Raw genomic sequence first — 19,732 nt, forward strand, 5'->3', positions numbered from 1 at the left:
GTTCACCCCTGCATTCCGGCGCCGAACTTGATCAGCGTCACGACATAGAACAGGACGACGAGGCCGGCGAGCGCGAAGCCAAGGGCGATGTTGCGGCCGCGGCGCGATTTTCTCTGCGCTTCGGTCAGGATAATCCGGTCGTTCATGCCGCACCTGCGAGAAGGACGATGATCCGCGGAACGATGGTATCGAACATCAATGCCATGAAGATCGCGAAGAGATAGAGGATGGAATAGGCGAACATCTTCTTGGCCGGCACCATCTTCTCATCGCCGTCCGGCATCCGCCAGACGGCGATGGAACAGATGAGGAAGACGGCGCCGAGAACGGCGGCGAAGACGCCATAGGCCGGACCGGCCCAGCCGGCGGCGGCGGGCACGACGGCGATGACGGCGGTCAGCAGCGTATAAGCGACGATCTGCCGCTTGGTGGAGGCCTCGCCGGCGACGTTCGGCATCATCGGCACGCCGACGGCGCCGTAATCGCGCATCTTGAACAGGGCGAGCGCCCAGAAATGCGCCGGCGTCCACAGGAAGATGATCAGGAAGAGAACGATGCTTTCCATCGACACGCCGCCGGTGACGCAGGCCCAGCCGATCATCGGCGGAAAGGAGCCGGCAGCGCCGCCGATGACGATGTTCTGCGGCGTCCAGCGCTTCAGCCACATCGTGTAGATGACGGCATAGAAGAAGATGGTGAAGGCCAGAAGCCCGGCGGCAAACCAGTTGATCACCAGGCCGAGGATGGCGACGGAAAAGAAGGACAGCATCAGGCCGAAGGCGAGCGCCTCACCGGGCGTCACGCGGCCGTCCGGGATCGGACGCTTGGCCGTGCGCGACATGACCGCGTCGATATCGGCGTCGTACCACATGTTGAGCGCGCCGGACGCACCTGCGCCGACGGCGATGCAGAGAATGGCGATGAAACCGAGCACCGGATGGATGGAGCCGGGCGCCAGGATAAGGCCGGCAAAGGCCGTGAAGACGACGAGCGACATGACGCGCGGCTTGAGAAGTTCGAAGAAATCGCGCGCATTGGCCTCCGACAGGCGAACCCCGCCGTCCGCGCCCAGTGCCTCGTGATTGTCGATAACCGTCATGGAACCCGTCCTACTCATATCAGGGGCGCCGCGCGCGAAGTCGCGGCGCCTGGTCTCGAATGCCTTTCGCGATCTTACTTGATGCGCGGCAATTGTTCCCACTGGTGGAAGGGCGGCGGCGAAGAAAGCTGCCATTCCAGCGTGGTGGCGCCTTCGCCCCACGGATTGTTGCCAGCGACGCGCTTCTTGGAGAAAGCTTCGAAGACAGCGAACAGGAAGATCAGCACGCCGATACCGGAAATGTAAGAGCCGACCGACGAGACATAGTTCCAGCCGGCAAAAGCATCCGGATAGTCGATATAGCGACGCGGCATGCCGGCAAGGCCGAGGAAGTGCTGCGGGAAGAACACCAGGTTGACGCCGACGAACATGACCCAGAAATGCAGGTTGCCCAGCTTTTCGGAATACATGTAGCCGGTCATCTTCGGGAACCAGTAGTACCAGGCCGCGAAGATGGCGAAGACGGCGCCGAGCGACAGAACGTAGTGGAAGTGGGCCACGACGTAATAGGTGTCATGCAGCGAGCGGTCGAGGCCGGCATTGGCGAGCTGGACGCCCGTGACGCCGCCGACGGTGAACAGGAAGATGAAGCCGATCGCCCAGATCATCGGCGTGCGGAACGAGATCGAGCCGCCCCACATCGTCGCGATCCACGAGAAGATCTTCACGCCCGTCGGAACGGCGATGACCATGGTCGCGAACACGAAGTAACGCTGCGTGTCCAAGGACATGCCGACCGTATACATGTGGTGCGCCCAGACGATGAAGCCGACGGCGCCGATGGCGACCATGGCATAGGCCATGCCGAGGTAACCGAAGATCGGCTTGCGCGAGAAGGTGGCGATGATGTGGCTGATGATGCCGAAGCCGGGCAGGATCAGGATGTAGACTTCCGGGTGACCGAAGAACCAGAACAGGTGCTGGAACAGGATCGGGTCGCCGCCGCCTTCCGGCGAGAAGAAGGCCGTGCCGAAGTTGCGGTCGGTGAGCAGCATGGTGATGCCGCCCGCCAGAACCGGCAGCGACAGCAGCAGCAGGAAGGCGGTGATCAGCACGGACCAGGCAAACAGCGGCATCTTGTGCAGGGTCATGCCCGGCGCGCGCATGTTCAGGATCGTGGTGATGAAGTTGATGGCGCCGAGGATCGACGAAGCGCCGGAGATGTGGATGGCGAAGATCGCCAGGTCCACCGCCGGCCCGGGCATGCCCGTGGTCGAGAACGGCGGATAGAGCGTCCAGCCGCCGCCGACGCCATAGGCGCCTGCCGGGCCTTCCACGAACATGGACAGCAGCAGCAGCAGGAAGGCCGGAACGATCAGCCAGAAGGAGATGTTGTTCATGCGCGGGAAGGCCATGTCCGGCGCGCCGATCATGATCGGCACCATCCAGTTTGCAAAGCCGCCGATCAGCGCCGGCATGACCATGAAGAAGATCATGATCAGCGCGTGTGCGGTCGTGAACACGTTGAACATGTGCTTGCCGCCGTCGATGGCGGCGTCGCCTTCGAAGCCGTAGACCATGGAGGCCAGACCGTGGAAGATCTGGATGCCCGGCTCCTGCAGCTCGGCGCGCATGGCGATAGACAGCGCGCCGCCGATGATGCCCGCGATGATCGCGAAGATCAGGTAGAGCGTGCCGATGTCCTTGTGGTTGGTCGAAAGGAACCAGCGCGTGAAAAAGCTCAACGGCTTGTGCGCGTGGTCGTGATGGTCGTCATGCGCGTCGCCGTGCGCATGGGTGTCGTGAGCGGATGGTCCAGCCATTGTCCTCTCCTGCCTCTTATTCTGCGTTTGCGGCGACGTCGACGGTCTTCTTCAGATCCGTGGCGGCCATCAAAGTCTTGTTTGCTTCCTGAAGGTTCGTGGCCGCAGCCGCCATCCAGGCGTCATACTTCTCCTGGGAGACGACGCGAATGGCGATCGGCATGAAGGCATGATCCTTGCCGCACAGTTCCGAGCACTGGCCGTAGAACAGGCCTTCGCGTTCCGCCTTGAACCAGGTTTCGTTCAGACGGCCCGGAACGGCGTCGATCTTCACGCCGAAGGACGGCATGGCGAAGGCATGGATGACGTCGGTCGGCGCGGCGGTGACCAGAAGGCGCACCACCTTGTTGACCGGCAGGACCATTTCGTTGTCGACGGCGAGCAGGCGCGGATAGACGGCCTTGTCTTCCTTGCCGGCGGCGGCGCGGTCGTCATCCTTCAGCAGGTAGGAATCGAAGGCCAGCGGCTTTTCGCCGGTGTATTCGTAGTTCCACTGCCACTGGGTGGCGGTCGCCTTCAGCGTCAGATCCGGATTCTGCGGAAGGGTGAGCTGTGCGGTCAGCAGGTTGAAGGAGGGAATGGCGAGGAAGAGCAGGATAAGGACCGGCCCCACGGTCCAGACCACTTCGATCGCGGTGTTGTGGCTGGTCCTCGACGGCACCGGATTGGCGCTGGCGCGGAACTTCACCACAACGACGATCAAAAGCAGCAGAACGAAAAGCGTGATCGGAACGATGAACCACAGGGTATATTGCTCGAACCAGCGGATTTCATGCATGATCGGCGACGCCGCCGGCTGCATGCCCATCTGCCACGGAAACGGCTGATCGGCAAAGGCGCCGGAAGCGAAGAGCAGACAGACCAGCCCGGTCAGAACTGCATAAGCTCTATTAATCACAACGTATCTCCCTCAAGCGCTTGATGTGGATCAAACTCAAACGCAGAATCCATGCTATCATCCCGCTTCAAACCACAGTTTGCCCCCCGCCGCAACATCTGTCAAAAAAAGCCTGTGCGGCATTTTTGCTCCCGATCAAATTTTGCCGTCAGTTCGCCCCTTTGCTGTGTACGCACGAGCACGGAAACGCTTGCGCTACGCCCGGAAACGGTCCAATTTCCGCCGCGTTGCGCTGGAATTGAAGCAATCCGCCTTTTCATGCACATACGGGCGAGTTTTTCGCCCGAGTGATTCGAATTCTTGAGGTTCTCATGGCTCTTCTTTCCCTTGCGCGGCGCGCCGCAGTCCTGACGGGGCTCGCCCTCCTCGCCACACATGCTCCGGCGAGCGCCCAGCAGCAAAAGGACCAGGCCAAGCAGGGCCAGGCGCAGACCGCCCCCAAGCCCGGCAGCACGCCCGCCCAACCCGGCACCGTGAAATCCAACCACGGGGCGTGGTCGATCGTCTGCGACCAGCCGGCCGGCGCCAATGGCGAGCAATGCGCCCTGATGCAGAACGTGATCGCCGACGACCGGCCGGAAGTCGGCCTCTCGGTCGTCGTGCTGAAAACGGCCGATCGCAAGGCGAAAATTTTGCGCGTTCTGGCGCCGCTCGGCGTGTTGCTGCCCAACGGCCTCGGCCTCAACATCGATGGCAAGGATATCGGCCGCGCCTATTTCGTGCGTTGCTTCGCCGATGGCTGCTATGCCGAGGTCGTGCTGGAGGACGAACTCCTGAAGACGCTGCGCAGCGGCGCGATGGCGACCTTTATCGTCTTCCAGACGCCGGAGGAAGGCATCGGCATTCCGGTCGATCTCAAGGGGTTCGCCGACGGCTACGACGCCCTGCCCTGATGCCTGTCCCGGCAAGCGCCCTTGCCGGCGGCCCCGCCGACACCTACATCGGCGGCAGGCCCTATATATAAAGTGTGCGACGCGGAAACGGGTCGCGCGCTTTCGCAGCGGATCGAGGAACGATAGCCATGACCAACAGCGACCTTCTCACCCTTTTCGATGCCGACGAGGCGACGCTGCGGGCGGCGGTCGCGGAGGCGCTGTCCGGCGCCGATGACGGCGAATTGTTCATCGAGCAATCGCAGGCGGAGTCGCTCACCTTCGACGACGGCCGTCTCAAGGGCGGCAGTTTTAATACCGACCAGGGTTTTGGCCTGCGCGCGGTGGCGGGAGAGGCTGTCGGCTATGCTCATTCCGGCGAATTGTCGCTCGGCAGCCTGAAGCGCGCCGCCGATGCAGTGGGTGCGGTGACGCGCGGCTATGCCGGTAGCTACTCCGATGCGCCGGCGCGCACCAACCGCAAGCTCTACGGCGAGGACAACGCGATCGGTGCGCCGAGCTTCGAGGAGAAGGTGCACCTTCTCAAGGAGATCGACTCCTATCTTCGCGCCAAGGACAAGGTGCGCCAGGTGACTGCCTCGCTGGCCGCAAGCTGGCAGACGATCGATATTTTACGCGCCGACGGGCATCGCGTTCGTGATGTCAGGCCGATGACGCGGCTCAACATTTCCGTCGTCGTCGGCGATGGCGACCGGCAGGAAAGCGGCTCCTTCGGCACCGGCGGGCGCATCGGTTTCGGCGATTTCATCACCGCGGGAAGCTGGCGGAGCGGCGCCGACGAAGCCTTGCGCCAGGCGCTGGTCAATCTCGAGGCGATCGAGGCGCCGGCCGGCACCATGGATGTGGTGCTCGGCAATGGCTGGCCGGGCGTCATGCTGCACGAGGCGGTCGGCCACGGTCTCGAAGGCGATTTCAATCGCAAGAAGACGTCGGCCTTCGCCGGCCTGCTCGGCGAAATGGTCGCCGCCCCCGGCGTCACCGTGGTCGACGACGGCACCATCGAGAATCGGCGCGGCTCGATCTCCATCGACGACGAGGGCACGCCGTCCGGCTATAACGTGCTGATCGAGAACGGCCGCCTCGTCGGCTACATGCAGGATCGGCAGAACGCCCGGCTGATGGGCATGACGCCGACCGGCAACGGCCGTCGCCAGGGCTATGCGTATCAGCCGATGCCGCGCATGACCAACACCTACATGCTCTCCGGCGACAAAAGCCCGGAAGAAATCATTGCCTCGGTGAAGAAGGGCATCTATGCCGTCTCGTTCGGCGGCGGGCAGGTGGACATCACCTCCGGCAAGTTCGTCTTCGGATGCACCGAAGCCTATCTGATCGAAAACGGCAGGATCGGCCCGGCGATCAAGGGCGCGATGCTGATCGGCAACGGCCCGGACGCGATGAAGCGCGTCACCATGGTCGGCAACGACAGCAAGCTCGATACCGGCATCGGCAATTGCGGCAAGGGCGGGCAGTGGGTGCCGGTCGGCGTCGGCCAGCCGCATCTGCGCATGGACCAGATCACCGTCGGCGGCACGCAGGCGTGATGTTCAGCAAGGCTTAACGGCCCCCGCCTAGATTGTCGGCTCAATGCGAGGCAATCGAAAGGACAGGCGGATGGGCTCCGGCCTCAGGCAATCCTTGCGCCGCGGCGTCAAGCGCGCGGCGATCACCGGCGGGCTGGAAGCCGCCGGCCTGATGGCTGCGGCTGGCCTCATGGGCGCGGCGCGCGGGCGCGGCATCATCTTTACGCTGCACCATGTCCGCCCGAAAATCGCCCGCGCCTTCGATCCCAACGGCCATCTGGAGGTGACGCCGGAGTTTCTCGATGCCGCCATACGGCAGTTGCAGGCCCAGAATTATCGGCTCCTGCCGCTGGACAGGGTGCCGGCGGCGCTTGCCGATGCGGCGCATCCACCCTTCGCCGTCTTCACGCTGGACGACGGCTATCGTAACAATCGCGACCATGCGCTGCCGGTCTTTGCCCGGCATGGCGTTCCGTTCACGGTGTTCGTCGCCGGCGGTTATGTCGACCGCAGCCATTCCATGTGGTGGGAAACCGGCGCGGCGCTCCTCGAAAAATCCGACGCTTCGCCAGCGGAAAAATATGCCGCCTTCGCCCGGCTCGGCGAAACCATCCTCCGCGCTGGCGAGGCCCGGCATGTGGCCGATCTCGACCGGCGGGCAGCGGAAGCCGGTATCGATGCCCGCGCCATCGTGGCGGAACTGACCCTGGATGCCGACGAATTGAAGAGCTTCGCCGCCCATCCGCTGGTCACGCTCGGCGCCCATACGATCAGCCACCGGGCGCTTGGCCTGCTCGACGAGGCCGAAGCGGAACAGGAAATGCGCGCCTCGGCTGACCGCATCGAGGCGATCGCCGGCAAGCGGCCGACCACCATCGCCTATCCCTACGGCGATCCGCTCGCCGCGACGCCGCGCGATTTCGCGCTGGCCGCCCGCCTCGGTTTTTCCGTCGGGGTGACGACACGGCCGGGAACGCTGAGCGCGGGCCAATTGCTAACCGCCCTGCCCCGCGTTTCGCTTAACGGTTTCTACCAGAAGCGCCGCTATGTGCGCGCACTCGCGTCAGGCATACCATTCCGGCTGACGGGATAACTGGTCAAGCAAGACTTGGCCCAACTCCTTCTCCACAAGCGGAGAAGCGGTTGGGGCGACGGTTTCCATCCATAAAGAGGAGCAGTGCCCGGAAAAATTACGGATACATCCGCACCTTCGCCGTCCAATCCCCCTCCGGCGCGGCGCGGCGGAATTCGATGCGGTCGTGCAGGCGGAAGGGCCGGTCGTGCCAGAATTCGATCGACAGCGGGCGGATGCGGAAGCCGGACCAGTGGGCCGGGCGTGGGATGTCGCCCAGCGCATGGCGGGCGGTATATTCGGCCACCGATTTTTCCAGCGCGAAGCGGCTTTCCAGCGGTCGCGACTGCTTCGACGCCCAGGCGCCGATGCGGCTGCCGCGCGGGCGGGTCTTGTAATAGGCGTCGGCTTCGGCGTCGGTGACGATCTCCACGGGGCCGCGCAGGCGCACCTGGCGCCGCAGGGATTTCCAGTGAAAACACATGGCCGCCTTCTTCTGGCCGAGAATTTCCTGTCCTTTCTGGCTCTCGAAATTGGTGTAGAACACGAATCCGTCGCGATCGAAGCCCTTCAGCAGGACCATGCGCACATTCGGCAGGCCATCGGCATCGACGGTCGCCAGCGCCACGGCGTTGGGATCGTTGATCTCCGATTTTTCGGCGTCGGCGAGCCAGGAGGCGAAGAGGGCGAAGGGCTCGTTTTCCTCGGTGAAGTCACCGGTTGTTAACGCATTGTCGGTCATGATAGGTAAAATGCCCCGGACTTGATTAATCGTCGTTTCAGGATTCGTGAACCGGATCGGTCGCAAGGTGAAAGTCATAGCAAAGTCGTCGCGCCATAAAAAGGATCTGACCGCCAAAGTCGGCGTTATGACCCTGACGATCTCCGCGATGCTGGCTTTGAGCGGCTGCATGGGCTCCATGGACATGTTCGGCGGCGGCGTCGACAAGTCGATCTCCACCAGCACCGTCACCAATCAGAAGAACCCGGAGACCGTGTCCGACGAGATGACCGTCAGCAATGCCGTCACCTCCGCCGACGTGACAAAGCTTGACGGAAAGCCGCTGCCCTGGGCGAACGCCTCCACTGGCAGCGCCGGCGTCATTACCGCCATTGCCGAGCAGACCGGCGGCGCCAGCGTCTGCCGCACCTTCCAGACGACCCGCCATTCCTATCGCGGCATCGCCAATTTCTCCGGCCAGACCTGCCTGCGCGACGATGGCCGCTGGCAGTTGCTCAGCTTCCAGGAAGCGCAATAATCCCTCTTTCGTGCCTGAAAACGGGACTCGGCCTGCGTGAGAATCCGCCGGGCGCGTAACCTCCGGTTAGGAAAGCTCTGCGACAATCGGTCCCGTGCGACCCGCCGCCCGGGACAAAAGGGGCGGCAAGCCGGAATGCACGCGTTGTTTTGCGTTGCAGGGAACGTCGTCTGTCTCGAGACGTTTCACCCTGTATAGAGTTGAGCGGTGATTAGAGATGCGCGATCCCTATTCCGTGCTGGGCGTCAAGCGTGACGCCGGACCAGACGAGATCAAGGCAGCCTGGCGAACCAAGGCGAAAACGGCCCATCCCGACCAGAATCAGGATGATCCCACGGCCAACAACCGTTTCGCCGAAATCGGCCATGCCTACGACATCCTCAAAGACCCCAAGAAACGCAGCCGTTTCGACGCGCGCCTGAAGCGCGCCGAAGGCGGCAGGCAGGAGCAGACTTTCCAGCAGAAGCGCGAGGCGGCCCGCGAGGCCGCCGAGCGCGCCAAGGCCGCCCGCGCCAATGCGGAAAAGGTGATGGAAGAACTGGCCCGCGCCGAAGCTGCCCGCAAGGCGCAGCAAAAACCCGCCGGCCAGACGGCGGGGGTCAACGCGACGCCGAGCATGGAGACCCCGGAAGAGGTGATCTCGCGCATCTTCGGCGTGCCGCCCGGCCAGCAACCGCCGGTCAGCGGCCAGCCCTCCCCCGGCCAGAATGCCGCCGGCGCATCCGCCGCTTACGGCGTCAACGCCACGGCGACCCAGACCGCACGCAGCGAACCGGCCTTCGGCGACGGCGAGACGGCGGAGGCCGCCCGTCCCAATTCGCTGCCGGCGCAGGCGATCGATCTTCTCACCTCGCTGGTGCGCCGCATCCGCGGCACGGCGCCGGCGCTCGACAAGGCGCCGGACGTCGCCGCCATCGCCACCGTCACCGTCGACGACCTGATGAAGCTCAACTGGATCACCGTGCCGCTGCCGGACGGCAAGGACGGCCGCTTCCAGATCGAACCGGGCGCCGGCGACGGCGACGTGATCAAGCTGCGCAACCAGGGGCTTAAACTGCAGGGCCTGCAGCGCGGCGATGTCGCGGTGACTCTTCGCGTCGACCCGAACGGCCCGTTCCGGGTCCAAGGCAGCGACGTCATTACCGCGCTGCCTGTCAACCTCCAGAACGCCGTTCTTGGCTGGACGACGGTGACCGACTCGCCCACCGGTCCGGTCGAAGTCGTGGTGCCCGCCTGGAGCGGTTCCGACCAGACGATCCGCATTCCCGGCCTCGGACTTCCCAAGGCCGGCGGCGGCAAGGGCGATCTCGTGGTCGAAATCCGCCTCGTCCTGTGGGAAAAACCGGACGACAAGGTCACCGACCTGATGCGCAGCATGCGCGAGGGGCTTTATTTGTGAAATTTGCGTGACATGTGCACCCTTTGTTACGATCCCTAACAGTTGATGATCTCGCCCAAGCTTGAACCGGACATCGGCCTATGCCATAGGCAAATCGTCGCATTACCGAGGGAGCACATTATGGCTGAAGCATCCGGTCTGATGAAGGGCAAGCGAGGCCTGATCATGGGCGTCGCCAACAACCGGTCGATCGCTTGGGGTATCGCCAAGGCCATCCATGCGCAGGGCGGCGAAATTGCCCTGACCTATCAAGGCGATGCGCTGAAGAAACGCGTCGAGCCGCTGGCCGCCGAAATCAATGCGGTGCTGGCCGGCCATTGCGACGTTTCCGACGAATCGACCATCGACGCGGTGTTCGCCGATCTCGAAAAGCGCTGGGGCAAGATCGATTTCCTCGTCCATGCCATCGGTTTTTCCGACAAGGACGAACTGACCGGGCGCTATGTCGACACGACGCCGGAAAACTTCGCCAAGACGATGCAGATCTCGGTCTATTCCTTCACCTCCGTCGCCCGCCGCGCCGAAAAGCTGATGACATCAGGCGGCTCGATGCTGACCCTGACCTATTACGGCGCCGAAAAGGTGATGCCGAACTATAACGTCATGGGCGTCGCCAAGGCGGCACTCGAAGCCAGCGTCAAATATCTCGCCGTCGACCTCGGCCCGAAGAACATCCGCGTCAACGCCATTTCCGCCGGCCCGATCAAAACGCTGGCCGCATCCGGCATCGGCGATTTCCGCTATATCCTCAAGTGGAACGAATACAACGCGCCGTTGCGCCGCACCGTCACCATCGAGGAAGTCGGCGATGTCGGCCTCTACATGCTCTCCGACCTGTCTCGCTCGGTGACCGGCGAGACGCATCACGCCGACAGCGGCTATCACGTCGTCGGCATGAAGGCGGTCGACGCGCCCGATATTTCCGTCATCAAGGATTGAAGCCATTCCAGGAAAATCGCGACGCGGTTTTCCCCCCGGAATTGCATAAGGGATCAAAAGGTTTCTGCCCGTGCTGATGTATATGATCCGTCACGGGCAGACCGACTGGAATGCCGAAGCGCGGCTGCAGGGGCAGAAGGACATTCCCTTGAACGCGCTTGGCCGCGAGCAGGCCCATGCGAACGGGCTGGCGCTCTCTGGCCTGCTCGGCGACACCGTTTCCACCTATGATTTCGTCAGCAGCCCGCTGGGGCGCGCCCGCCAGACCATGGAACTGGCGCGCGCCGCCATGGGCCTGGTGCCCGGCGATTACCGCATCGACGAGCGGCTGATGGAGATCTCCTTCGGAGACTGGGAAGGCTCGACGCTCAGGGAACTCAAGCAGGTGACGCCGGAGCGCGTCGCGGCGCGACGCGCCGCGAAATGGGATTTCATCCCGCCGGGCGCCGATGCGGAAAGCTATGAAATCCTCTCCTGGCGGATCGGCTCCTGGCTGTCTTCGGTGGAAAGGCCGACGGTCTGCGTCTGCCATGGCGGCGTCATCCGCGCCGTGTTCCGCTTGCTGGCCGACATGCCGCGCGACGAGGCGGCCGAAATCGGCATTCCGCAGGACCGCGTCCTGCGCATCGACCGCGACGGAAAATCCGTCGCCTGGCTCTGACCCCCTTCCTTGAGACCTATTCGACGACCTGCAGGTCGTTGATGACACGGCGCCCGTCGACCTCGGTATAGAAGACGATGACCTTGACGCCGGCCTTCAGCCCGTTGAAGTCGAATTCCTCCGGCGCCTGGTAGGTCTTGCCGTCGTCCAGCGTCAGGCTGAGGTTGCCGGTATCGACCTTCTTGATGGTCGCCTCCACATCGGCGCTCTCGGCAAAACCCTTCAACGGCGACAGCAAGCTGGCGGTGGTCAGAAGTGCGGCGATGATGAAGCGCATCTTTCGGGCCCTGTATGTCTGCAAATCAATGAATTTCATGATGTAAATAGCCTCTCGAATATGGCGAAATTTGCCCGAAACGGTGACAAATCCGGCCCAATTGATGAACGCAAATCGGGGTGCGATCAAGCCCATCCGATTTTTGGCAGGTCGAAAGCTGCCATGGCCGGTCAATTCTAATTTAACTGGCGTGCTTCTATTGTTCGCTACAACTACAAAAAGGGGTTCCATCAAGGTGAGTTTCGCGTCGCCACGTAGCAAGGGTTTCCGGGAGATTTTCCGCGCCTCGCGCGCCTCGATCGTGGCAGCCGTCGTCGTCTCCGCCGTGGTGATGACGCTCGGCTTCATCCTCGACCGGGAAAACAGCAATTTCTACCGGCGCGAACTGCACATCCGCACCGAAAACGACGTCGCCCTGATCCATGCGCGGATCATGGGACAGATCAGCACCGATTTTTCCGTCTTGCGCAATCTTGCCAACTGGATGGCGCTGGCCCCGGACATGCCGAGGGAACGGGTTGCGGAGCAGATCCAGCGCGTGCTGTTGCAGAACCCGCATTTCCGCAGCGTCTCGATCGCGCCGGATTTCGTGGTCAAGGAAACCTTTCCGGCCCGCGCCGACGATATCACGATCGGCGAGGACGTGCGCCGCATCCTTGGCTCCAATCCGTCCGCTGCACTTGCCGCCGACCGGCTGTCGGCGCGCTTTGCCGGCCCGGTGGTGCTCGGCGAGGATCACGGCGGCTTCGTGCTGATCTTTCCGGTGATCACGCGTGACGGCGACGCCCACAGCGTCTGGGGCGCGGTGCGCGCCATCATCGACGAAACCCAGTTCTACCGCGTCACCGGCCTCCTACCGGCGCAAGGCTCGGAAAGCCAGCAGCGCTATCCGCATCTGCAGCACCTGAAGCTGGCGCTCAGCCAGAAACCGGCGCCGGGGCTGAAGCCGCATGTCTTCTTCGGCGATGCCCGGATCCTCGACGACGGGCCGGTGCAGCGCATCTTCTCGGTGCCGGGCGGCGCCTGGGTGCTGGCCGCCATTCCCGCCGACGGCTGGGACGAGGTGCCGCCGAACCAGGCTTTCCTGCGGCTGGTGATCGCGCTGACCTCGGGCATCATCGTCGCGCCCGTCTTCCTCTCCTGCCTGCTGATGATCGAACGCAGCCGCAATGTCAGCGCGCTGCAGGCGCGCGAGACGAAGCTGCTGGAAGTGTCGCAACGCCTGCACCTGGCGCTGGAATCCTCCAAAATCGGCATCTGGGAAGTGGATCGCGGCGATGCCGAACTGTTGTGGGACGGCCGCACCGCCCAGCTTCACGGCTTCGGCAACGAGGATATGAAAAGCACCCTGGCCGACTGGCTGGACATGGTGCATCCGCAGGACCGGCTGACGGCGGAAACCCATTTCTTCACCTGCTCGGTGGCGGGCGCCCCTTCCAGCGTGCAATACCGCATCGTCCAGCCCGATGGCGCCATACGGCACCTGCGCTCGGTCGGCGCTCATTATTCCGGCGGCAGCACGCCGCGCACCATCGGCATCGTCTGGGACGTCACCGCCGATGTCGCCATGAATGTCGACCTGCGCACCGCCAAGGAAACCAGCGACATCAAGAATGCCGAACTGGAGCTGGCGCTCAGCGAGCTCTCCAGCCGCGAGCAGGAACTGGAGGAGCTGTCGCGCAAGCTCGACCTGGCGCTGGATTCCTATCGCTGCGGCACCTGGGAAGTGGATCTGGCCAGCGGCATGCAGTTCTGGGACGAGCGCATGCATCATCTCTACGAGCTGCCCTATACGGACGGACGGCTGACGACCGGGCAGTGGCTCGACCTTGTCGTCCCGGAAGACCGGCAGCTCGCCACGGCCTGCAACGACCGCGTCGTCGACGACGGAACGACCGAACCGCTGGTGGTGCGCAAGATGCTGGCCGACGGCTCCCTGCGCTATATCCGCTCCATCGGCAAGGTGCACCGCACCAAGGACGGCCGCGACCGGGTGATCGGAATCGCCTTCGACTTCACCTCCGACGCGGTGAAGACCGAGGCGCTGAAATCCGCCAAGGCCGAGGCCGAGCAGAAGAATATCGAGCTGCAATTCGCCAAGAGCTGCATCGAGCACAATGCCCTGCACGACCCGCTGACCATGCTCGGCAATCGCCGCAAGCTGGATGTGGAACTCGAAAAGCTCTCCGAAATCAGCCAGAGGCGGGCGCAGTCGATTTCCATCCTGCATATCGACCTCGACCGCTTCAAACAGATCAACGACACGCTCGGCCATGCCGCCGGCGACGCGATGCTGGAACATGCTGCCGCCGTCCTGGAGCACAATGTCCGCTCCACCGATCTGGTGGCGCGCATCGGCGGCGACGAATTCGTCATCGTCGTCACCGACAATGCCGATCCCAGCGCCATGGCGGCCCTGGCGACGCGCGTCATCGAGCAGATGCGCCAGCCGATCGACTTCGAAGGATTTTCCTGCCGCTGCGGCGTCTCCATCGGCATCGCCCAGGCGAGCGGCATGTATCTCGACACCCGCCAGATGCTGGTCAATGCCGATATCGCCCTCTATCGCGCCAAGGCGACAGGCCGAAACCGCCACGAATTCTTCACCCTCAACCTGCAGGCCGAGATCGTCACCGCCAAGCGCGTCGCCGACGACATCCTTGTCGGGCTGGAAAAGGACCAGTTCACCGCCTGGTACCAGCCGCAATTCGACGCCCGCACCATGAAGCTGACCGGCGTCGAGGCCCTGGTGCGCTGGAACCATCCCGAAAAGGGCATCCTGACGCCCGACCGCTTCCTGCGCATCGCCGACGAACTCAACGTCGTCTCGACCCTCGACCGCATCGTGCTCGAAACCGCGCTCCAGGACCGGATGCGCTGGGCCGCCATGGGCATCGACGTGCCGAAGGTGTCGGTCAACGTTTCCTCGCGCCGCCTGCACGAACCCGATCTCTACGAAACCCTGCAGGGGCTTGCCATCCAGCCCGGCGCGCTGTCCTTCGAACTGGTCGAATCCATCTTCCTCGACGAGAGCGAGGACATCGTCTCGCACAATCTCGACCGCATCAAATCTCTCGGCATCGATATCGAAATCGACGATTTCGGCACCGGCCATACCTCGATCGTCAGCCTGCTCAAGCTTCGCCCGCATCGCCTGAAGATTGACCGGCAGCTCGTTCAGCCAATCCTCGAGTCGGCACAGGAGCGGGCGCTGGTGCGCTCGATCATCGAGATCGCCCATTCGCTGGACGTCAAGACCGTCGCGGAGGGAGTGGAAAGCTTCGAGCATACCCGCGTGTTGCGCGACCTCGGCTGCGATACCCTGCAGGGTTACGCCTTCGCCAAGCCGCTCTCCTTCGACGCCTTTTGCGACTTCGTTCGCAACGAGCCGTGGCGCAAGGCCGGGTGAGCCTATTTCCGCACCGAAAAGCGGTTTCCCCTTTCCCCTGAAATGCTCTATGAGTGGGCCGCTTCTTTCCAGCGGCCCGGCTCCCCTGCCTCAGGCCGCGTCTTTGTATCAATGCATTTCCGGACGGAAAGCCGCTTCGCACTTTTCCTGGAAATGCTTCAAACGCCTGGTCCTCGTCATGTCGCATAACAGTTTCGGTCATCTTTTCCGCGTCACCACCTGGGGCGAAAGCCATGGCCCGGCGCTGGGTTGCGTCGTCGACGGCTGCCCGCCCGGCATCCGCTTTACGCTTGGCGAACTGCAACATTGGCTCGACAAGCGCAAACCCGGCCAGTCGCGCTTCGTCACCCAGCGGCGCGAGGAGGATCTGGTCAAGGTGCTCTCCGGCGTCATGGTCGACGACGACGGCGAGACGATGATTTCCACGGGCACGCCGATCTCGATGCTGATCGAGAATACCGACCAGCGCTCCAAGGATTACGGCGAGATCGCCCGCCGCTATCGTCCCGGCCATGCCGACTACGCCTATGACGTCAAATACGGCATTCGCGATTATCGCGGCGGCGGCCGCTCCTCGGCGCGCGAGACGGCGGCGCGTGTCGCCGCCGGCGGGCTGGCGCGCAAGGTCGTGCCAGGCGTCACCGTGCGCGGTGCGCTGGTGCAGATTGGCAAGCACAAGATTAATCGCGCCAACTGGGATTGGGCAGAGGTCGACAACAACCCGTTCTTCGCCCCTGACCCGGCCATCGTGCCGGTCTGGGAAGCGTATCTCGACGGCATTCGCAAGGCGGGTTCCTCCATCGGCGCCGTGGTCGAGGTGGTCGCCGAAGGCGTGCCGGCCGGCCTCGGCGCGCCGATCTACGGCAAGCTCGACCAGGATATCGCCTCGCTCTTGATGTCGATCAACGCCGTCAAGGGCGTCGAGATCGGCGAAGGCTTTGGCGCCGCCGAACTGACCGGCGAGGAAAACGCCGACGAGATGCGCATGGGCAATGACGGCAAGCCGCTGTTCCTCTCCAACCATGCCGGCGGCATTCTCGGCGGCATCTCCACCGGCCAATCGATCGTCGCGCGCTTCGCCATCAAGCCGACCTCGTCGATCCTGACCGAGCGCCGTTCCATCGATGCCGACGGCAACAATGTCGACGTGCGCACCAAGGGCCGCCACGACCCCTGCGTCGGCATCCGCGCCGTGCCTATCGGCGAAGCCATGGTCGCCTGCGCCATCGCCGACCATTTCCTGCGCGACCGGGGACAGGTGGGCAAGGAACGCGTTTCGGAATAAACGGGCGGACTTTACAGGGCAGGCCGGTACGGCTCGTTCACCCCAGCCACCCCTCCGCATACTCCACGCGCTCCATGCCCGAAAACCGGGCAAGGCGCTGCAGTTCGGCGTCGAGTTTTTCGAGGCGGCCGGAAGAATTGCGGATACCGGGTTCCCACCACAGGCGGGTGACGTCGAGGACGCCGCGCTTGCGGTCGGCCTTCATGTCGATGCGGCCGACGAAGCGGTCGCCTTCGAGCAGCGGGAAGACGTAATAGCCGTATTCGCGCTTGGCCTGCGGCACGAAGATCTCGATGCGGTAGAAGAAGCCGAACAGGCGCTCGGTGCGGGCGCGGTCGCGGATCATCGGATCGAAGGGGCTGAGGACGCGGATACGCGACGGCGGTTCCGGCACGGCGGCGAGCGTTGCCGGGAAATCGGCCAGCGCCACGGCGGCGCGCGGCTTGCCATCGACGGTCTCGACCGTGACCTCCACGAGGTCGTCGCGATGGCCGCTCACCCAATCTTTCGCCTCCTGCGGCGAGACCAGATCCCAGAAGGCGGCGATCTCGCCATGGGTGGCGAAGCCGAGACGGGTAAGCGCGCTGCGGCAGCACCAGTCGACGAATTCCGCTTCGGAGACTTCCGGCTGGTAATGATGCGCCGGCAGGACGCGTTCGGTCAGGTCGTAGATTTTCTGGAAATTCTGCCGCCCGGAAATCGCCAGCCGGCCGGTATGCCACAAGAATTCCAGCGCCGTCTTGCTGGGATGCCAGTTCCACCAGCCGCCGGATTTATGCTCCTCGGCCTTGAGATCGCGCGACAGAACCGGCCCGCCGGCGGCGATCCGCTCCAGCGTTTCGGAAAACGCCGTGTCGAAGCCCTCTCCCTGCCATTTGCGCCAGCGCTCCAGGATGATCGGCGCGCGGCGCGCAAAACGGTGTTTCCAGTAGCGGAAGAAGGCGGAGGGCAGGATCGAGGCGTCATGCGTCCAGTGTTCGAAAAGCGCGCGGTCCTCTTCGAGAAGCGCCGTCAGGTGTTCGCGGCGATAGGTCTGGTTGCGTGCGAACAGGATCTGGTGATGGGCGCGCTCGACCGTCTGGACGCTGTCGACCTGCACGAAGCCGAGCCGTTCGATCAGCTCCAGCAGGCCCTGCTTGGTCAGCGCCTTGTTCGGCGGGTCGCTGAGGCCCTGCCGCGCCATGAACACGCGACGCGCATCGCGATTGGAGAGGTGAATCGTCATGGCGGGATGATAGGCATATATTCCCATTCCTGGCAACAGCGCCGATAGACGGTTTCACGCCGGAAAACCGCTGCACAGTTTTCCCGGAATTGCTTTATAGAGCGGCGACGGGTGCAATGAAGGGGTTTGCAGATTGAATATCCGTTTCAACGGAGCCGGCGCGCGGTTTGCGGGGCGGCAGGTGCTGGAGCCGCTGTCGCTGGCACTCGGCGAGCGGCGCATCGGCATCATCGGCCTCAACGGCTCCGGCAAGACGACGTTTGCGCGCATGATCAACGGCCAGGTGCCGCCTACCCCCGGCAGCGTCAGCGTCGGCGGGCTGGATACGGTGAAGGACGGACGGCAGGTGCTCGGCCGGGTCGGCTTCATCTTCCAGAATCCGCAGAACCAGATCATCCTGCCGATCGTCAAGGACGACATTGCCTTCGGGCTCAAGCATCGTGGATTGAGCAAGGCCGAGACGGCGGCGGCGACGGAGGCCGTGCTGGCGCGGCTCGGCATCGCCCATCTGGCCGAGCGGCGGGCGCATGAGCTTTCCGGCGGCGAACTGCAACTGGCGGCGCTCGCCGCCGTTCTGGTCACCGGACCGGACTGGCTGATCCTCGACGAACCGACCAACCAGCTCGACCTGAAGAACCGCAAGCGCGTCGCCGAAACCATCGCAGCGCTCGACCAGCGGCTGATCGTCATCAGCCACGACCTGGCACTGGTCGAGGATTTCGAGCGGGTGCTGCTGTTTCACGAGGGGCGGCTGGCGGCGGACGATACGCCGGGCAAGGCCATCGCCCACTACCGGGAGATCGCGGGAGCATGAAGGCGCTTTATGTCGACCGGCAGACCTGGCAGCACCGGCTGCCGCCGCGCCTCAAACTGATCGTGCTGGTGACGGTCAGCGTCGCCGTTTTTCTGCTCGACCGCCCCTTGCCGCTGGCAATTGCGGCGCTGGCCGGCGCAGCCTGCTATTTTTCCGCAGGCATGGGTCTGCGGGAGGCGCTGCGGCGGCTCATCCCCGCGCTGGTGACGATCGTGGCCGTGGCGCTGTTCACACTGCTATTCCAATCGGCGGCGCAGGCGGTGACGGCGCTGCTCAGGCTCACCGCGCTGATGCTGTTTGCCGGTGCGGTGACGGCGACAGTGTCGATCACGCAGTTCATGGACGAAATCACGCTGGCCGCCACGCCGCTGGAAAAGGCGGGGCTGGCGCGGGCGGCGGATATCGGCCTCGCCAGCGCCCTGGTCGTGCGTTTCGTGCCGGAGATTCTCGGCCGTTACGAGGCGATTTCACAGGCGCAGGCGGCGCGCGGCGTCAGGCCCCGGGCGCTTGCCACGCTCATGCCGCTCATCATCCTGACGCTTCGGGACGCCGACAGCATTGCCGCAGCCATTGACGCGCGCGGCTTCCGGCAGCCATAAAGCCATGCGTTTTCTGAACAGCGAGAGCATCGTGCTCATAAGGAGATTGGAATGAAGACACGCGATCTGGTGCTGACCGCCCTGTTTGCCGCGATCATCGTCGTTCTCGGCGTGATCCCGCCGGTACAGCTCGGCTTTATCCCCGTGCCGATCCATGCGCAGTCCCTCGGCGTCATGCTGGCGGGCGTCATCCTCGGCGCGAAACGCGGGGCGCTGGCCGTTCTTCTGTTCCTGCTTGTGGCGGCCATCGGCCTGCCGGTGCTGTCGGGCGGTCGCGGCGGGCTCGGCGTTTTCGTCGCGCCGCCGGCGGGTTATCTCGTCGGCTTCGTTCCGGCCGCCTATGTCGCCGGTCTCGTGTCGGAGCGGCTGGTGCGTGCCGGACAATCGGGCGGACGCCAGATCGCCGAGTTCTTCGTCGCCGCCGCCCTTGGCGGCATCGTGATCGATCACCTGCTCGGTATTGTCTGGCTGGCGCAATCGACCGGCATGGGCTTTTCAAAAGCCTTCCTCGGCGACCTCGCCTTCGTTCCCGGCGACGTGCTGAAGGCGGCAATCGCAGCACTTGCGGCCCGCGCCGTCATGGTCGGTTATCCGCTCCTGCCGCAGCGCGTCTAAAT

The 19,732-nt window shown here is 63.9% G+C and carries 19 protein-coding genes; 12 read left to right on the forward strand and 7 right to left on the reverse strand.

The annotated features are described in order from the left end of the window. Positions 1–2: 2 nt before the first annotated feature. The 4 genes from P7F60_RS01140 to coxB all read right to left on the reverse strand — a co-directional run bounded on the left by P7F60_RS01140 (position 3) and on the right by coxB (position 3,760). Positions 3–146, reverse strand: a complete 144-nt coding sequence (locus P7F60_RS01140) for a hypothetical protein (protein ID WP_277915864.1) — start codon at positions 144–146, stop codon at positions 3–5. Further along, entirely contained in the window at positions 143–1,099 is a 957-nt protein-coding gene (locus P7F60_RS01145) for a heme o synthase (protein WP_277915865.1), read from the reverse strand. The genes P7F60_RS01140 and P7F60_RS01145 overlap by 4 nt, the downstream gene beginning before the upstream one ends. 74 nt (positions 1,100–1,173) lie before the next feature. Continuing rightward, the gene (gene ctaD, locus P7F60_RS01150) at positions 1,174–2,862 is read right to left on the reverse strand and encodes a cytochrome c oxidase subunit I (protein ID WP_277915866.1); all 1,689 of its coding nucleotides are present in this window, start codon (positions 2,860–2,862) and stop codon (positions 1,174–1,176) included. A gap of 16 nt (positions 2,863–2,878) precedes the next feature. Next, positions 2,879–3,760, reverse strand: coding sequence for a cytochrome c oxidase subunit II (coxB, locus tag P7F60_RS01155; protein ID WP_277915867.1), 882 nt, complete (start codon positions 3,758–3,760; stop codon positions 2,879–2,881). A 287-nt stretch (positions 3,761–4,047) separates the two neighbouring features. On the opposite strand from coxB, the gene P7F60_RS01160 reads away from it, so the two are divergent. From P7F60_RS01160 to P7F60_RS01170, 3 genes are all read left to right on the forward strand, one after another. Continuing rightward, the gene (locus P7F60_RS01160; protein ID WP_277915868.1) at positions 4,048–4,653 is read left to right on the forward strand and encodes an invasion associated locus B family protein; all 606 of its coding nucleotides are present in this window, start codon (positions 4,048–4,050) and stop codon (positions 4,651–4,653) included. 128 nt (positions 4,654–4,781) lie between these two features. Next, positions 4,782–6,197, forward strand: coding sequence for a metalloprotease TldD (gene tldD, locus P7F60_RS01165; protein ID WP_277915869.1), 1,416 nt, complete (start codon positions 4,782–4,784; stop codon positions 6,195–6,197). Between the two features lie 70 nt (positions 6,198–6,267). Beyond that, positions 6,268–7,269 (forward strand): polysaccharide deacetylase family protein, encoded by a 1,002-nt coding sequence (locus tag P7F60_RS01170; RefSeq protein WP_277915870.1) that lies wholly within the window; start codon positions 6,268–6,270, stop codon positions 7,267–7,269. Between the two features lie 97 nt (positions 7,270–7,366). On the opposite strand, the gene pdxH is transcribed toward P7F60_RS01170, so the two are convergent. Further along, positions 7,367–7,990 (reverse strand): pyridoxamine 5'-phosphate oxidase, encoded by a 624-nt coding sequence (gene pdxH, locus P7F60_RS01175; protein ID WP_277915871.1) that lies wholly within the window; start codon positions 7,988–7,990, stop codon positions 7,367–7,369. A gap of 67 nt (positions 7,991–8,057) precedes the next feature. Here pdxH and P7F60_RS01180 point away from each other — a divergent pair, with 67 nt between their 5' ends. From P7F60_RS01180 to P7F60_RS01195, 4 genes are all read left to right on the forward strand, one after another. Then, complete coding sequence (locus P7F60_RS01180) at positions 8,058–8,507, forward strand: RT0821/Lpp0805 family surface protein (protein ID WP_277916486.1); 450 nt, start codon at positions 8,058–8,060, stop codon at positions 8,505–8,507. A 217-nt stretch (positions 8,508–8,724) separates the two neighbouring features. Further along, on the forward strand, positions 8,725–9,906 hold the full coding sequence (locus tag P7F60_RS01185; RefSeq protein ID WP_277915872.1) for a DnaJ C-terminal domain-containing protein: 1,182 nt from the start codon (positions 8,725–8,727) through the stop codon (positions 9,904–9,906). A 120-nt stretch (positions 9,907–10,026) separates the two neighbouring features. Beyond that, on the forward strand, positions 10,027–10,845 hold the full coding sequence (fabI, locus tag P7F60_RS01190; protein ID WP_277915873.1) for an enoyl-ACP reductase FabI: 819 nt from the start codon (positions 10,027–10,029) through the stop codon (positions 10,843–10,845). Between the two features lie 70 nt (positions 10,846–10,915). Beyond that, positions 10,916–11,506: a histidine phosphatase family protein gene (locus P7F60_RS01195; RefSeq protein ID WP_277915874.1), complete on the forward strand. Its 591-nt coding sequence runs from the start codon at positions 10,916–10,918 to the stop codon at positions 11,504–11,506. Positions 11,507–11,522: 16 nt separating this feature from the next. Here P7F60_RS01195 and P7F60_RS01200 read toward each other — a convergent pair whose 3' ends face one another. After that, positions 11,523–11,783 (reverse strand): DUF1344 domain-containing protein, encoded by a 261-nt coding sequence (locus tag P7F60_RS01200; RefSeq protein WP_277915875.1) that lies wholly within the window; start codon positions 11,781–11,783, stop codon positions 11,523–11,525. A gap of 274 nt (positions 11,784–12,057) precedes the next feature. On the opposite strand from P7F60_RS01200, the gene P7F60_RS01205 reads away from it, so the two are divergent. After that, entirely contained in the window at positions 12,058–15,192 is a 3,135-nt protein-coding gene (locus tag P7F60_RS01205; RefSeq protein WP_277916487.1) for an EAL domain-containing protein, read from the forward strand. A 178-nt stretch (positions 15,193–15,370) separates the two neighbouring features. Beyond that, positions 15,371–16,477, forward strand: coding sequence for a chorismate synthase (aroC, locus tag P7F60_RS01210; protein ID WP_277915876.1), 1,107 nt, complete (start codon positions 15,371–15,373; stop codon positions 16,475–16,477). Between the two features lie 37 nt (positions 16,478–16,514). Here the strand turns inward: aroC and P7F60_RS01215 are convergent, their stop codons facing one another. Next, a complete protein-coding gene (locus tag P7F60_RS01215) occupies positions 16,515–17,702 on the reverse strand; it encodes a winged helix-turn-helix domain-containing protein (protein WP_277915877.1) in 1,188 nt (395 codons plus the stop codon). Between the two features lie 133 nt (positions 17,703–17,835). On the opposite strand from P7F60_RS01215, the gene P7F60_RS01220 reads away from it, so the two are divergent. Genes P7F60_RS01220 through P7F60_RS01230 form a run of 3 tightly spaced genes read left to right on the forward strand, consistent with a single transcriptional unit; the run spans position 17,836 to position 19,730 of the window. Continuing rightward, positions 17,836–18,516: an ABC transporter ATP-binding protein gene (locus P7F60_RS01220; RefSeq protein ID WP_277915878.1), complete on the forward strand. Its 681-nt coding sequence runs from the start codon at positions 17,836–17,838 to the stop codon at positions 18,514–18,516. Beyond that, positions 18,513–19,115 (forward strand): energy-coupling factor transporter transmembrane protein EcfT, encoded by a 603-nt coding sequence (locus tag P7F60_RS01225; protein WP_277915879.1) that lies wholly within the window; start codon positions 18,513–18,515, stop codon positions 19,113–19,115. Before P7F60_RS01220 ends, P7F60_RS01225 begins: the two co-directional genes overlap by 4 nt. A gap of 51 nt (positions 19,116–19,166) precedes the next feature. Next, entirely contained in the window at positions 19,167–19,730 is a 564-nt protein-coding gene (locus P7F60_RS01230) for a biotin transporter BioY (RefSeq protein WP_277915880.1), read from the forward strand. Positions 19,731–19,732: the final 2 nt, after the last annotated feature.

The sequence above is a fragment of the Rhizobium sp. YJ-22 genome (assembly GCF_029601685.1).
Taxonomy (GTDB): domain Bacteria; phylum Pseudomonadota; class Alphaproteobacteria; order Rhizobiales; family Rhizobiaceae; genus Metarhizobium.

Bases quoted from the DNA above. Each gene is read 5' to 3' on its own strand.
- P7F60_RS01140 (WP_277915864.1), bottom strand. From the start codon at position 146: ATGAACGACCGGATTATCCTGACCGAAGCGCAGAGAAAATCGCGCCGC.
- P7F60_RS01145 (WP_277915865.1), bottom strand. From the start codon at position 1,099: ATGACGGTTATCGACAATCACGAGGCACTGGGCGCGGACGGCGGGGTT.
- ctaD (WP_277915866.1), bottom strand. From the start codon at position 2,862: ATGGCTGGACCATCCGCTCACGACACCCATGCGCACGGCGACGCGCAT.
- tldD (WP_277915869.1), top strand. From the start codon at position 4,782: ATGACCAACAGCGACCTTCTCACCCTTTTCGATGCCGACGAGGCGACG.
- P7F60_RS01170 (WP_277915870.1), top strand. From the start codon at position 6,268: ATGGGCTCCGGCCTCAGGCAATCCTTGCGCCGCGGCGTCAAGCGCGCG.
- pdxH (WP_277915871.1), bottom strand. From the start codon at position 7,990: ATGACCGACAATGCGTTAACAACCGGTGACTTCACCGAGGAAAACGAG.
- P7F60_RS01185 (WP_277915872.1), top strand. From the start codon at position 8,725: ATGCGCGATCCCTATTCCGTGCTGGGCGTCAAGCGTGACGCCGGACCA.
- fabI (WP_277915873.1), top strand. From the start codon at position 10,027: ATGGCTGAAGCATCCGGTCTGATGAAGGGCAAGCGAGGCCTGATCATG.
- P7F60_RS01200 (WP_277915875.1), bottom strand. From the start codon at position 11,783: ATGCGCTTCATCATCGCCGCACTTCTGACCACCGCCAGCTTGCTGTCG.
- aroC (WP_277915876.1), top strand. From the start codon at position 15,371: ATGTCGCATAACAGTTTCGGTCATCTTTTCCGCGTCACCACCTGGGGC.
- P7F60_RS01215 (WP_277915877.1), bottom strand. From the start codon at position 17,702: ATGACGATTCACCTCTCCAATCGCGATGCGCGTCGCGTGTTCATGGCG.
- P7F60_RS01225 (WP_277915879.1), top strand. From the start codon at position 18,513: ATGAAGGCGCTTTATGTCGACCGGCAGACCTGGCAGCACCGGCTGCCG.
- P7F60_RS01230 (WP_277915880.1), top strand. From the start codon at position 19,167: ATGAAGACACGCGATCTGGTGCTGACCGCCCTGTTTGCCGCGATCATC.